The organism is Thalassobaculum sp. OXR-137, from assembly GCF_034377285.1.
Classification (GTDB): domain Bacteria; phylum Pseudomonadota; class Alphaproteobacteria; order Thalassobaculales; family Thalassobaculaceae; genus Thalassobaculum.
Window position 1 is genome coordinate 4,942,984 of the sequence record NZ_CP139715.1, and the last position, 13,450, is coordinate 4,956,433.

The 13,450-nt window shown below is 60.2% G+C and carries 14 protein-coding genes; 5 read left to right on the forward strand and 9 right to left on the reverse strand.

The window, feature by feature from the left end:
• Positions 1-93: 93 nt before the first annotated feature.
• Both T8K17_RS22865 and T8K17_RS22870 read right to left on the reverse strand, forming a co-directional pair.
• Positions 94-288, reverse strand: coding sequence for a hypothetical protein (locus T8K17_RS22865; protein WP_322332040.1), 195 nt, complete (start codon positions 286-288; stop codon positions 94-96).
• 594 nt (positions 289-882) lie between these two features.
• Positions 883-1,113: a hypothetical protein gene (locus tag T8K17_RS22870; RefSeq protein WP_322332041.1), complete on the reverse strand. Its 231-nt coding sequence runs from the start codon at positions 1,111-1,113 to the stop codon at positions 883-885.
• A gap of 647 nt (positions 1,114-1,760) precedes the next feature.
• Between T8K17_RS22870 and T8K17_RS22875 the strand changes: the two genes are divergently transcribed.
• Positions 1,761-2,672, forward strand: coding sequence for an ankyrin repeat domain-containing protein (locus T8K17_RS22875; RefSeq protein ID WP_322332042.1), 912 nt, complete (start codon positions 1,761-1,763; stop codon positions 2,670-2,672).
• A gap of 76 nt (positions 2,673-2,748) precedes the next feature.
• On the opposite strand, the gene T8K17_RS22880 is transcribed toward T8K17_RS22875, so the two are convergent.
• From T8K17_RS22880 to T8K17_RS22905, 6 genes are all read right to left on the reverse strand, one after another.
• Complete coding sequence (locus T8K17_RS22880) at positions 2,749-3,225, reverse strand: hypothetical protein (RefSeq protein ID WP_322332043.1); 477 nt, start codon at positions 3,223-3,225, stop codon at positions 2,749-2,751.
• Positions 3,226-3,312: 87 nt separating this feature from the next.
• On the reverse strand, positions 3,313-3,609 hold the full coding sequence (locus tag T8K17_RS22885) for a DUF736 domain-containing protein (RefSeq protein ID WP_065702041.1): 297 nt from the start codon (positions 3,607-3,609) through the stop codon (positions 3,313-3,315).
• A gap of 458 nt (positions 3,610-4,067) precedes the next feature.
• Positions 4,068-4,253, reverse strand: a complete 186-nt coding sequence (locus T8K17_RS22890; protein ID WP_322332044.1) for a hypothetical protein — start codon at positions 4,251-4,253, stop codon at positions 4,068-4,070.
• 76 nt (positions 4,254-4,329) lie between these two features.
• The gene (locus tag T8K17_RS22895) at positions 4,330-6,162 is read right to left on the reverse strand and encodes a ParB/RepB/Spo0J family partition protein (protein ID WP_322332045.1); all 1,833 of its coding nucleotides are present in this window, start codon (positions 6,160-6,162) and stop codon (positions 4,330-4,332) included.
• A 62-nt stretch (positions 6,163-6,224) separates the two neighbouring features.
• Positions 6,225-6,587 (reverse strand): DUF2958 domain-containing protein, encoded by a 363-nt coding sequence (locus tag T8K17_RS22900; RefSeq protein WP_322332046.1) that lies wholly within the window; start codon positions 6,585-6,587, stop codon positions 6,225-6,227.
• Positions 6,584-6,811 (reverse strand): hypothetical protein, encoded by a 228-nt coding sequence (locus T8K17_RS22905; protein WP_322332047.1) that lies wholly within the window; start codon positions 6,809-6,811, stop codon positions 6,584-6,586. Before T8K17_RS22905 ends, T8K17_RS22900 begins: the two co-directional genes overlap by 4 nt.
• A gap of 525 nt (positions 6,812-7,336) precedes the next feature.
• Here T8K17_RS22905 and T8K17_RS22910 point away from each other — a divergent pair.
• Genes T8K17_RS22910 through T8K17_RS22920 form a run of 3 tightly spaced genes read left to right on the forward strand, consistent with a single transcriptional unit; the run spans position 7,337 to position 9,877 of the window.
• A complete protein-coding gene (locus tag T8K17_RS22910; protein ID WP_322332048.1) occupies positions 7,337-7,756 on the forward strand; it encodes a hypothetical protein in 420 nt (139 codons plus the stop codon).
• A 25-nt stretch (positions 7,757-7,781) separates the two neighbouring features.
• Positions 7,782-8,993, forward strand: a complete 1,212-nt coding sequence (locus T8K17_RS22915) for a Swt1 family HEPN domain-containing protein (protein WP_322332049.1) — start codon at positions 7,782-7,784, stop codon at positions 8,991-8,993.
• An 11-nt stretch (positions 8,994-9,004) separates the two neighbouring features.
• Positions 9,005-9,877, forward strand: coding sequence for a phage exclusion protein Lit family protein (locus tag T8K17_RS22920; RefSeq protein ID WP_322332050.1), 873 nt, complete (start codon positions 9,005-9,007; stop codon positions 9,875-9,877).
• 67 nt (positions 9,878-9,944) lie between these two features.
• Here T8K17_RS22920 and T8K17_RS22925 read toward each other — a convergent pair whose 3' ends face one another.
• Complete coding sequence (locus tag T8K17_RS22925) at positions 9,945-10,853, reverse strand: ArdC family protein (RefSeq protein ID WP_322332051.1); 909 nt, start codon at positions 10,851-10,853, stop codon at positions 9,945-9,947.
• A 525-nt stretch (positions 10,854-11,378) separates the two neighbouring features.
• On the opposite strand from T8K17_RS22925, the gene T8K17_RS22930 reads away from it, so the two are divergent.
• Positions 11,379-13,397 carry a type IV secretory system conjugative DNA transfer family protein gene (locus T8K17_RS22930; protein ID WP_322332052.1) on the forward strand — a complete coding sequence of 673 codons (2,019 nt, stop codon included), beginning with the start codon at positions 11,379-11,381 and terminating at the stop codon, positions 13,395-13,397.
• The last annotated feature ends 53 nt before the right edge of the window (positions 13,398-13,450 follow it).

Consider the following 13,450-nt stretch of genomic DNA (forward strand, 5'->3'; position numbering starts at 1 on the left):
TGAGGTTCTACGAGTCTGATGGCGGCGACGGACATGCGAAAGCCCCCGTTCTGGGGGCTGTCAGGTCCTCGTGAAGCGGATGCGCGGAGGGGGCTAGTAGCCCCATTGTGCGAGCATCTCGACGGCTGAATCTGGATGAACATTGATGGAGTGCCAGAAGCGAATTTCGCCATGGGCACCGTCGAAGGGGGCGCGGTCGTAGGCCTCGGTAAAGGCTCCGAGAACATATTCGACGTAATGCTGACAGGTCATGTCCCGTACGATCTGGATTGAAGTTGGCTGGCTCATGGTCGGTCTCCTCTTGGGGTTTTTTGGGCCGCACCGTGCGGCCTTCGTGGCCAAGAGTGGGCAACGGCGAAATAGCCTTCCGCACCCGGAGGGCCGGAACGAAGTGGAGGATGGCAAGGGCCGTCTTTCTTGAAGCGCAGCGACCGCGAGGAATGGCCAGGATCGGGGTCCCCAAGCGACCCGTCGATTGGGGTGATCGGCCAGGGGAAGAAAGTCGGTTCGCGCCATTGCGGCAGGCGACGCCGATGCCAGATTGGCCCCAGATCGAAGGCCCGCATCGGTGTGGTTCGTCCCCAAGGGGATACCGGGCATGGGCGTCACAAAGCCAATTGCGGGACTGGCTCTTCAGGCAGAACGTCATGGGGTGAGACCGAAGTTCGAGCATGCGGCCTTACGCCGTTGTCCAGGCACGCCGTTCTTCTGCTCGTCAACGCTCAGCCGTCAAGGTCGTCAGGGTTGGGCAGGTATCTTTGACCGCAACAGCGACGGCATTCGAAATACTGCGAGCCCGCCAAGGGGACTCGGCGGCAGTGGATGCACAGGATGCCCCGCCGATGTAACGGCGGGGCGCTGCGTCGAAGTGCTGAATGAGGATCAGGCGGCCATGCGCCAGTCCGTGGCGGGTCGCCTGTGGCGGCGGGCCTCCATCAGGGCGATGGCGCAGCCGATCGGGGTCATGCCGATGTCGAAGGCGGTGCTGACATCCCGATACTGTTCCTCGGTGAGATCGGCTTCCGCCTCGATCAGGTAGCTGTCCTCCACGGCGATGACGTATTCGTCCCAGCTCATGTCGAATTGGTTCACGGTGTTGCTCAATCGGGTCATGGTCTTTCCTCCTTCCGGTTTGTCCTGGCCGCGACCGCGGCCTTCCATGGGCAACAGAAGGCGGCGGCATAGGCGACCGGACGCACCCCAAGAGGCGCGGAGGGGCAAGGCCCCGACCGGGACTTGAAGTGGGCCGGAACGAAGTGGAGGACGGCGAGGACCGTCTTTCTTGTTTCGCGAGGAAGGTCGAAGACCGGGGAAGAAAGTCGGGCAGCGCCGTTGCGGCGGGAGACGCCGACGCCACGTTTGCCCAATGAGGAAGGCCCGACGGTCACGGCCAGCCGGAAGGATGGAAAGCCCCCGATTGAGCATGCCGGTCACCTCGGCAAGCTGGGCACGTCAGCGGGGTTGCTGGTGGACAGGACCATAAGTCGAGGAAGCATCACCGAGATCGTATCGGATGCTGCCAGCGCTCAATTGGAGACACGAACATGGCTTCGCAGAAACCTGACTGGATGGCCCAGCACCTAATGATACGGAAACGTCGCCAGGTGACCACGCGGCTTCTGCTGCTGCTCTTGCTGGCCTGTTGCATTGCCGCCCTGTAAGGCAAGCCGCAGTTGTCACTGTCAGTCCCTCTCTCGCGCACCTGCGCATAAGGGTTCACGGCTTGAGCCGGAGGGAATTTAACAAAGTGAGACACGTGCATGCTGGATAAGATTTTTGATGCGATAGAAGGCAACGACATCGACGAGCTGAAACGCCTTAAGGAGGCAGGCGGGGACTTCACCCTCGCTAACGAGCATGGCCATACGCCAGCGCATTGGGCGGCGGGGTCTGGCAATCCAGAGGTGGTGCGCGCTGTCCATGAGGCAGGCGGGGACTTCAACCTCGCTAACGATTATGGCCAGACGCCGGTGCATAGGGCGGCGGGGTCTGGTAATCCCGAGATTGTACGCGCTGTCCACGAGGTTGGTGGAGACTTCGCCGTCGCTGACAAGTATGGCCGGACGCCGGCGCATAGGGCGGCGGAGATTGGTAATCCCGAGACCGTGCACGCTGTCCATGAGGCGGGCGGGGACTTCACCCTCGCTGACAAGGATGGTGAGACACCGGCGTATACGGCGGTGGGGTCCGGTAATCCCGAGATCGTGCGCGCTGTCCATGAAGTAGGCGGGGACTTTACACTCGCTGACAAGTATGGCCGGACGCCAGCGCATCGTGCGGCGGGGTGTTATATTCCAGAGATGGTGCACGCTGTCCATGAGGCGGGCGGGGACTTCACCCTCGCTGACAATAATAGCCGGATGCCGGCATATTGGGCCGTGGAGTCTGGTAGTCTGAAGATGGTGAGGCTCGTTGAAGATATCGCCAAAGAGCAGGAGGCAGACAAGCTCCAGACGGCGTTACAGGAGCGGCTTCCTCTGCCTGAGCCAGACCAGACCAACGAAGATTACCATAGGACCCTGAAGCAGAGGCAAGAGGTGGCCCGTGCTGCTCTGCGTGCGGAGACCGAGGCCAAACTTCGGAATCATGCCCCCTTGCCTGATCTTGGGCATGATGAAATTGACCCGACTGGTAAGGATGAAGATGACCGTAACGGTACCGATCCCAGATAGGCACACGTGGGTCGAGCGCCAGGATTGAGTTACGGAGAAATAGCCCCTGCCGCACGTGCAACAGGGGCCAGCAGGTTTAAGCGTAGGGGATCTCCATCGGGTCCTCGCCGTGCCATGAGGCTTCGGTGATGAAGTAGCCAAGGCGGTTCACCGTATGAAGCCCGCTGAGGATATAGAGGGTGTCATCGTCAGCCTCGATCAGCGTCCAGACGCGGGCCAGGTCGGTCGTCCTGACGATCTCGATCTCGGGGCCGAAGGTCTCGAACAGAAGCCCGTCGCAGGGGGCAGTCGGGACCAGTGGATTGGTCGTCGGGCGGAAAGTCTCGCACCACTCCGTGAAGCTTATCGAGGGCCGCGCTGGGTCGGGGTCGTCTCCGGTGGCAGCGATGGCCTGAAGCGCGAGAGCATGGCCCGCCGCAATGCCGTCCGCCTCTTTCCATGCGTCCCAGTCATCGGGATCGTCGGTGGCTTCGGCGGCTGCCAGAAGGCGCTCGGCTTCGTCAGTCAGGCGGGCGGTTTCCGCATGCAGCTTGTTCAGTTGATCGTCGGTCAAAAGTATCATCATGGTCAAAATTCCTTAATAAAAATGTCTTGGGGTTAAGGCCGCCCGCCGTGGTGGCGGGCGGCGTTGGTGTCGTCCCTAGCGGCTCCAGATGAGGGCGAAGCCCTTGTCCTGCTGCTCGACCAGATTGGCGTAGATCGGAGCGGCGAAGCTCGGGTCGTCCAGCTTGACCGAGATGTACTCGTTGCCGCCCTTGCTGGTGCGGTGCCAGGCCGCGCCGATTTCGACTGCGCCCGCCTTGATGCGGAAGTCCGGGGCGGTGTCGGCGGTTTTCTCGACGCTGCTCACGGTGACCTTGGTGGCCTTGAGGCCAAGGGTCTGGATGGTGCCGGCGAAGCCGTTGTCGGTTTTGGTGAAGGTGCCGATGGTTGCCATGGTGATAGTCTCCTTTGTTTGGTGTCTGGGGGTCGCGCCCTTCGCGACCTTTCCATGGCCAATGTCAGAGACCGTCAAAGACCGGGCCTGCACCCGCAGGGACGTAACGGAGTGGGAGGACGGCAAGCGGGCTGTTTCTTGTTTCGCGAGGAATGCGGCAAAGCCGCAGGGGAAGAAACCGACCGTGCGCCGTTGCAGGCGCGGGCGACGGGCTCAAATGTGGCCATAAAAGGAAAGGACGTGAGGGGATGCGACCGCACCAAACATGTAGAAGACTCACCATGGCGGCCTCGATCACCGCCCCCGACAAACGGCGGCCAGCGCGCAATCCCCATGGCCTGAATCACCCTATCGCTGGTGAGGCGGCTCAAGAAAACGCCCGCCCTGGCTGAAGGCCAAGACGGGTTGTAATCGGCAATGGTGGCCGTCACCGTAACAGGCGGCAAACGGTCAAAATCTCAGTCGCGGCGCGTCCCGCCGAACAGCGCTCCGAACAGCTTGCCCGTCAGCCAGAGGACAAGCATCCCGACTGGAATGACGAAAGGCGCACCGAGCAGCACCCAGCCCACGGCGTCGATATTGCGCGTGACATTGGCAGCGTATGCGGCCACGGCGATGAGAAGAATGGCGGCGATGATTTGCATGGGGAAACCCTCCCGAGAATGAAGAAGAAGGGCGGCACGGGCTGACTACCCGCACCGCCCCTGATGCAGACGGGGGTCAGGCGGCCACTTGCGTGGTCTCGCCCTCGCCCGAAACGGCGGGCGTGGGGTCGCCGTCCGTGTCGTCTGCATTGGCCTCGTCTGCCTCCCCTTCCTGCCACGGCAGGTCAGCCCCCTCGGTCACGGCGGGGAACCGCATGGCATCGGGAAGCCATGCATTCGCCCGCTTGCGCAGTTCTTCGGGCAAGGTCGCATCGTCCTCGGCAGAGCGCTGGAAATGACGGGCAAGGGCAGCGGCCAGCTGGCTCTTGCTGTAATCCTTCATCCGCCCAAGACGGGTTATCGCCCCGCTTTCCTTGGCGATGGCCTCCAACTGGTCTTTGCGGCGGCGGGTCAGGAACGCCTCGTCTGGTGTCCAATGCGCCCGCATCGATACGTCCAGATCGGCGGCAACACGGTTGAACAGGCTGTCAGCTGTATCGAGCGCATCCATATTGCCCTGCCCGAAGGTCAGCGCCGTCAAAAGCAGATGCAGCTGGTCGAGTTCTCCATCGGAGAAACCCTGCACCACCTCATAAAGGGCGGTCGGGTTTTTGACCTCGGCCAGCAACGTCTCCCATGCGCCCCGCACGGGTCGGGCGTAGGATTGACGGCGATTATCCGTCACGCCTATCGCCGTCACCATGTCCTGCGCCTCCCGCTCAAGAGCGGTGTAGCTGGTCGGCTGGTTGTCCTCCCCTGCGAAGTAAGCAAGGGCGGGATGGGCATCGAGGCGCACCCGTCCTGTCCAGTCAAAGCCGTTCAACAGGCTGATGACGGCCACCTCCTTGGCCTTGCGGGGATTGGTGAGCAAGGTCTCCATCACGGCAAGGCTCTTGTGGGCATTCATCATGCGGATGACAGGCCCCGAATATTCGGGCCGCTCCTTGGGGGCGGTCGGTGCGTCTGCGGTTTCCTCGGCAACAGACGGGGACACGTCACGGCGGACAAGACCTTCTCGCACCTCGACACGGCCTGACGGCTTGAAGTGAATGACCACCCCGCTGTGTTCGTCTTCCTCGGCCTCACGATATTGCCACCACGGGGCATAGCTTTCGGTCAGCACCTCAACAAAGGCGGCGTTTTCCGCATGGTGTTCGGCAAGGGCGGCGACTGCCGCCTCTTGCAGGGTGAAGAACCACTCCACGTCATCGAAGACGGTGTTGTCGTCATCGGCGAACAGGTCGGCGGTGAAACTGCCTTCGTATTGTTCCAGCGGAAAGATAGCCAGAGACACGGCGGGCTTTTCGCCCGTGAGCAAGTGACGCAAGTCGTCGCCGTCATAGTGATAGCCCTGCTCCAGTCGCTCGATAAGCACTCGTTGCTGGTCGTGGGTGCCAAGGGTCAGCGCCTCGGCGGCGGAAAGGGTAATCTCCCCTTCCCGCACAAGGGCTTTCACCTCGTCACAGAGAGAGGCCAGCGCCACACGGCGCTTGACGGTCAACACGGACACCCCTGCCTTGGCGGCGACATCCTCAAGGGATGCGCCCGCCCCCAACAGGGTGGCGAAGGCTTCGGCCTCGTCCATGGGGGCAAGCTGCTCCCGCTGTATGTTCTCGACAGTGGCGAGGCGCAAGGCATCGGCCTCGCTCAAATCCCCCCGCACCTCGACGGGCACGGGATGGTCTTTGGCGATAGCGTTCCGCTCAACCAACAGGGAGAGCGCCCGATAGCGCCGTTCGCCTGAAACAATCTCGAACTTGCGCCCCTTCTTGCGCACCACAAGGTTTTGCAAAAGGCCGTCCGTCAGGATGGATGCGGCCAGCCCTTCAAGGGCGGTGGCATCCATGCTGCGGCGGGGATTGCCCTCGGCGGCGGTGATTTTGGTCAGTGGTATGGTTTGAATGGTCATAGTTTTAATCCTCATATTGGGTTGATTGCCCCCAGCCCTGACCGTCAGGGCGGGGGCATGGGTCAGGCGACGATGCGCCCCTTGCTTGATGCTTCGGCGGCATAGGCCGTCAGGCTCTTGGTTGGCTTGAAATGGCGGTCACGCTCGATGGTCAGCCCTGCGGGGCCACGCACGGCGGCAAGCTCCGACAGGCGCACGCTCCCCAGTTCGGGGCATCCGAACCCAAGGTCACAAAGCCCGAAGGCAATGTCCTCGTCTTCGGGATCGAGTTCGGACATAAGCCACGTTGCCGCTCCCCATGGGCAGAACAGCTTGACCACAGGCCAGAAGTCCTGGGTGTTGCCATCGTCGGCCATGCGTTCGGCATTGGCTTTGCCATTTTTCAGCATGCGAGCATGCTGGTCGGATAGGAGAAGCGTGCTCATTGTCCCGCCTCCCGTCCGTCATGGTCGGAAAGCCTCATGCTGTCCGTCACCGAGACGAAAAGCGGGCGGATGGTGAAATCCTCCCCGTCCCTGTTCACGGCGCAGATAGCGGCGGCGGGTACGCCGTCCGCAAAGCAGCTGAACAAGGCAAAGTTGGAATAATCCCCGCTCGTCAGCGCCTCAAAGGCGCTGCGATGCTCGGGAGTGATATTGGTTTGGCTCATGTCGGTTTGTCCTTCCGTCGAGTTGTTCAATTCTGCGAAGGACACCCACGCCCCGCGCATGAACCTCTGCCCAGCGGCGAGCGACGACGACAAACCAGTGACAACAGGGAGAACAGGCGTTCAGGCGGCGAAGCGCCGACATCCGACGGGCTCCAAGAGAGCCGCGCCGCAAAGCGGCGGCATCCGGCCAACACGGGACCCCCGACTTGATCGGGGGGAACGGAGCGGGCAGGCCGGACGGCGACCTTGGAAAAGACCGGCGGGGTCGGCACAAGCTGGACAGAGAGGTTACAAGCGCGAAGCGCAACCCAACAGGTCAACGCCGTCCCGCAGGGACGACATTATGGGGCGTTGCGGGGCATCCCCGCAGAAGGGGTGACGGAAACGCCGATAGGTGGTTGCAGGCAGGGGAAGGCGTTCCCCGCCTAAAATTACTACTATTTTTACTATTTTCCCTTGTTTTGCGTTTGGAGAACAGATAGGATGACATCAGAATAATCAGCATACGAACGAAAGGACTGCCCCATGCCGGACCTGCGAACCATCGAGATCGACTTCGAAGTACACAAAATCATCGAGCTTGAGCGGAAGAGCTTCTCGGAGACCCCAAACGAAGTGCTGCGTCGATTATTGAAGGTGAGTGGAAAGCGCCCCTCACTCCAACCACAGAAAGCGACAACCGGACGCCCCTGGTCGGGTAAAGGCGTGACGCTGCCACACGGTACAGAACTTCAGATGGATTATAATGGTCGCCAGTACACGGGGGCCATCGACAATGGTGAATGGGTTGTTGAAGGTCAGCGGTTCAAGAGCCCGTCCGCTGCGGCTGGTGGTGTCGCTGTGACCAAGAGCGGAAAACATACCAACCTGGACGGCTGGAACTATTGGCAGGCCAAACGCCCCGGCGATACAGACTGGGTCGCAATAAAGGACATGCGGCGCTAAAGGCACGCGTCAGGAGAATGAACCCGTGGTCGATATAAGCAAGCTGAACAAAGCTGCGCGCGCAGCCCAGAAACTGACCGAGCAGCACCAAGGTACGATCGAGGCGGCGCAACGTATTGCCCACAGCCCGGCCATGCAGGCCATGAAGGCGCTCCAGGAGAACTCCGCGGTAACTCGATTAATGGCCGATATGGAGCGCCATCAAGCGCTCATTCGTGCCGCACAAGGGCCATTTGAAGAGTTGCGCAGATCAGGCGTTTTCAACCACGCCTCCGCCCTGCAAGAGCAACTCCGCCCAGTTCGGGAGATAATAGACGCGTTCAATGCACGGTTCACCCTGCCGGAGGTGCCCGCCGCGGTGAAGCTCATGCAGGAGTTCCAGCAGAGTCCTGCGGCTGAGGCGATAGCGAGATATGCAACACGGGCTGACGAGATCCAGCGTGCCATGGAAGCCATGCACACGCCGTGGTTGGATGCGCAAGAGACCCTGCGGTCAGTGACAGGCTTCGCGGAAATACAGGGCATTGGCAGAATGCTTGAGAACATGCCTGCCTTTGACGACGCCGTTTGCAAAGCGCTCCGGGTCGATCTTGGCGACTGGCGGGACAAGATTACCTGGCCGGAGCCGGTGTTGACGGACCTGGTCGCACGTGAGGCCTTTTACGTTGACTTAGGCTTTGACACGTCCCTTACCGACTTCCCGGCCCCGGCGTTTCGAGAAAGCACCGAGATCGCCGGCCTGCGACGTGCACCGCCCCCGGTCGTGACCGCCTACGGTGAGCCTATCCCACGCATTGAAACCGATGAGGAAGAGGAAGCATTCACCCTGACCAACGTCGCGCACGATTGGCTACAACGTTTTGAGTTCCATCTGAGAAACTTCATCGATGCTCGGATGACTGAAGCTTTTGGCCGAGAGTGGCCGAAACATCAACTACCGAACGGCGTCTATGATCAGTGGATGGCGAAGCGCGACGCTGCGGTGAAAGCCGGGAGGCAGGCGCTTCAATTGATTGCCTATGCCGATTTCACGGACTACGAGCGTGTGATCTGCAAGAAGGATAACTGGCGTCAGGTGTTCCACATCTACTTCGTTCGCCAAGAGAACGTCCGCGAGAGCTTCCAGCGGCTGCATCCGATCCGCTTAGACACCATGCACGCGCGCCCAATTATTCAGGACGACGAGATACTTCTGTATGTTGAAGTGAAGCGTTTCACTAAAATATTTTTTAGCTAAGGAGTAATTCCATGCAGGATGACGCAAGGTCAGACGATGAAATTCAATTAGCGGCGAGGCATCTCTTCGAAGGTGTTGTGCCAGAACGCTCTGCTGAGCTGATCGCGCTATGGAAGCAATACCAGCCCAAGTTTCATCTCCTCTCGGATGATGGTCCGGATGGGATGTTTGTCATGGCCGCTGGCCGATATCGCGACGTCGCATTCAATCACCGAGCTCTGAGGGCCTTTTGGTTAGCAGCCTTTATCGCGTGGGAAGGCTATCTGCGGGTCCACGAAGTAGCGACGAATGGTTCGGCTGATTTCGACCGGTTCGATGACATGGTTAATCTTTTCGCCCGCATACTAGCCGAAGAAGACCCGTCAAGCGTTCCATTGCCGCAAGGCGTGTCGGAGCCTGGGCATTACACTGATGCGAAGCAATCTCCTCAAGAAAGGGCGGCAGCCGAACTGGCAACCTTTGCCACCGGCTGGGCGTTTCTGCATGAGATTAGACATATAAAACACCAGCAGGAAGGTACCGGCGCCGCACCTGATGATCCGGTGGAGAAGCACCACGAGGAAGAGCTGTCGTGCGATGAATATGCAACGACTTTCATACTTGATGGTGTCGACCAGTATGCCCAGACCGAAAACGTGGATTCGGAGAAAGTCAGGCAAAAGCGCGAATTGGGCATCTACTTTGCCCAGTTCGCGATGACCTTAATCGGCGCGGGTTACTGGGACGCGTCGGATACACACCCGGCGATGCAAAAGCGTATAGACGCGACCATTAAGCTAATGGGCGGCTCAGGGACACGCATGTCTGATGCCGTTGCCCACGCGGCATTTGCAGCCCTTTGGCGTAAATGGCCGGATGCGCCTGGCCCATTTCGGGCCTCATAGTATCTGCCTAAGTGTTGTCCCCAATACCTCACGGCAACGACACCTCAAAACATGATAGAAAGGCCGCCTAAGCGGCGGCCTCGGTGATATCGGTGGCTTGCAGCCCCGCCAAATAGTCGGTCGCCTTGGCGGCCTGACTTGCGGCGGTGAAGATGGCCTTCTTGTCGGCTTTCAGGACCTTCAGCCAGTTGTCGATGTAGGCGGCATGGTCGGGGCGCGGTTCCAGCGTGATCCCAAGGTCAGCACAGAGGAAGGCAGCGCCCAGCTCGGCCACGAGTTCTTCGACGGCATAGGCGTCATCGCCGAAACGTTTGCCGAATTCACGGTCGCAGCGCTTGGCACAGCCGGTCCAATGGGTCAGCTCATGAAGCAGAGTGCCATAGTAGCTTTCCGTCGCCGTGCTGGTTTCCGTGCCCATGAAGCGCTCGCGCTCGGGCATCTGGATGAAGTCATCAGGGAAGCGGTAGAAGGCGCGGTTGCCACCGTGGCGGATATCGACCCCTGTGGCTGCGATGAAGGCTTCGGCTGCGTCGTGGATTTGCGCCGGGTCTTTCGGTTCCGGCAATGGCGGGGCTTCGAACCCGTCCACCTGATCGGCGTTAAAGACGTAGCTGGCGCGGGCCATGAGGCGTTTGCCATGTTCGGTCTCGCCGTCGTCCTTCTGCTCTTCCACGTCGAATTCTTTGTAGAAGACCACGAGGCTGGATTTCTCGCCCTTGCGGACCTGACAGCCCTTGTTCTGCCATTGGCGATAGGTGCCCCAGGTGCCGGTCGAGAAGCCGCGTGCTTGGGCTGAGGCCCAGAGGCTGACGACGTTGATCCCGCGATAGGCGTTGGTGGTGTCGATGTTGACGGGGCGGTTCAAGCCTTGGCCTGAGCGGTGCCAGGGCATCTGCCAGTCACCGGCTCCGGCTTCGATGGCGGCGATGATGGTGTTGGTCACTTGGGTGTAAACGTCTTGGCGTTCGGTCTTCATGGTCTCTCTCCTTGTCTTTGCGGGCCGCGCCCATCGCGGCCGTCCGATGGCGACCGGAAAGGCAGGGGCAAAGACGAGCGGCGCACCCGGCACGGGCCGGAGAGAAACGAAGGACGGAGAGCGGGCTGTTTCTTGCCTCGCGAGGAATGACCAAAGGTCAGGGGATGAAACTGACTGGGAACCGTTGCGCGGCACGGCGTCCCTGCCAGGTCAAGCCAGATATGAGGACGGCTCGTGGGCAGCGGTCAGCGACAAGGGCAAGTGAGGCCGGAAGATCAACCCGTAGACGCGGCCCCAAAACGACAACGCCCCCGCGATAGAGGACGGGGCCGTTGCTTCAGAGATTAATGCACTGGCGTGCGCATCGAAGGCTTATGGACCGCGCCAAAATCCGGCACCTGACAGCCTTCAACGGGCATCTTGTCTGCCGTTGGGGCAAGCCGCCACAAAATCTAGGCAAACGGCGCAAACCGGGCTAAAAATGGCAGATGGAATCTGTATTTGAGGCTGCAAGGGCAATCGTGGATGGTCTTCGGAAAACTGTTCGGACGTGGAGGGAATGAGAAGAAGCCACGTCGGCAGACCGAGGATGAGCACTATCGTGCCTGGCGAGAAAGTCTCGATCCCGAGTGGAACGAGGTTCTCAACATCGTTTTCAAGTCGGAAGACGTCGACCGGGTCTTCAAATCGAGCCTTCAGGTCGCACTCAGCAACAGCGATCTCGATGAGGCGCGTCGGATTCTTCGCCTGCACATCATGCCGTGCCTGCCGGCACACATTAGGGACCACATCAAGCACGCCGGGCAGCATCAGGCGTGGGCGCACGTCAATCAGATAGCTGCTGCTGGCGCCTCCTTTGCGCCTGACAAGGTGCCGCACGATGCCTTGAACCTCGGCTGGGTCGAATTCGGTGATGACGGCATGGCGCAAATACGATTTCAGGGAGAAGGTCACCTGCTGACCGTTGCTCCCACGGGTGCGGGTAAGGGCCGCCGGTTCATCATACGCAATCTGCTGGAGTATGCAGGCCCCGTGGTGGTGTTCGACCCGAAGGGCGAAAACTATGAGCACACGGCATGGCGGCGCAGCCTGTATGGTCAGGTGTTCAAATGGGCACCCGGTGAAGCCGATTCCGACTGCTATAACCCGATGGATTTCGTCGAAACGCTGGACGATGCGCGGGTGCTCGCCGACCTGCTCATTGTGCGGATGAGCGCACAGGAGTTCTGGGATGAATCTGCCACCGATCTGCTCACCGGCCTGATCAGCTATGTGAAGCAGACCAAACCGCCCGAGCGCCAGAATTTGCGCCAGGTCATCAGTGAGTTGTCAGGTTCGGAAGACGACTTCAAGGCCATGCTCGTAACCTTGCGGGCGACAAAGCGGCGGGACAATGTCGAGCTTGCCAATGTGCTTGAACAGCAATTTGACAAGATGCGCACGTCAATATCACAAACATTGCGGACGCACCTATCGGCATGGAAGCAGGAAAATGTGGTAAGGACCACGTCCACCACAACGCCGGGCTTCTCCATGGCGGACATCGTCGGAAACGACTACAACGGCGCCCAGTTCGCCGCCATGGAAGAACGGGCACCGGGCTGGCAGCTCATTGGCGAAAGCGGCCTCGCCAGAGGCGCGGCGGCGTCGGTATTCATTTCCGTGCAAAGCCACGAAATCCCGACGATGCGTTCCGTGCTCAGGGTCATTCTCGGGCAGATGCTGAACGAGTCGATCAAGGCACGGGCCGCGATCGACAAGGCGATGGCGGATGAAGAGGACCTGCCCAAGCGCTTCCCGCACTGGCCGGTCATGTATCTCTTCGATGAGCTGCCGCAGTTGGGTTACATGCCCCTGATCGAAAACGCCGTGGCGATTGCGCGGGGCTACAATATCCGCCTTTGGCTGTTTACCCAGGATCTGGCGCAGCTGAGTGAGGTCTATCCCAAGTGGCGCAGCATCGTCGCCAACTGCCGCAGCCAGATATATTTCAAGCCCAATGATCCGACCACAGCAGAAGAGATTGCCAGCCGTCTTGGACGGCGCAAGGACATCTGGGGCGGTGAGGACTGGGTGGCCTCGCCACAACGTCTGATGAGCCGGGAGTTCTGGGAGGACGCCGTCATATTTCAGGACGGCCTGTCGATACGGGCGCATCTGCACAAGCTCTTTGGGGCCGACCAGAGACTTGAAGAGTGGATGGAGGAGCAGAAGGCCATGTTTGGCGATACGGTTCATCGGGCACCTCCGGCACCCGAACCGCCTGATCTGACCTTTATCGACGAAATGGAGCCTGTAGCGGAAGCCGCGCCCGCAATCTCCGAACCCTCAAAAAAGAAAAGCCCCGAAAAAGGGAATGCCGACGGTCGGGATTATTCCGAATACAAAGGCGAATACGCCGCCCTTCGGACCAAGGCGAAAACCAGAAAGCAGAACCAGACAAACAAGGCCAATCCAGAGACTGCCGAACAGGTGCCTGAGAGGCCAGTAGAATCATCCGACGAACCAAAGGGCAGACCTATGCCGCCGACGTTCGACGAATGACCTGAGACGCCGCCTATTGCGTCTCACCCCCTTCATAGCCCCTTGCCGAGGGT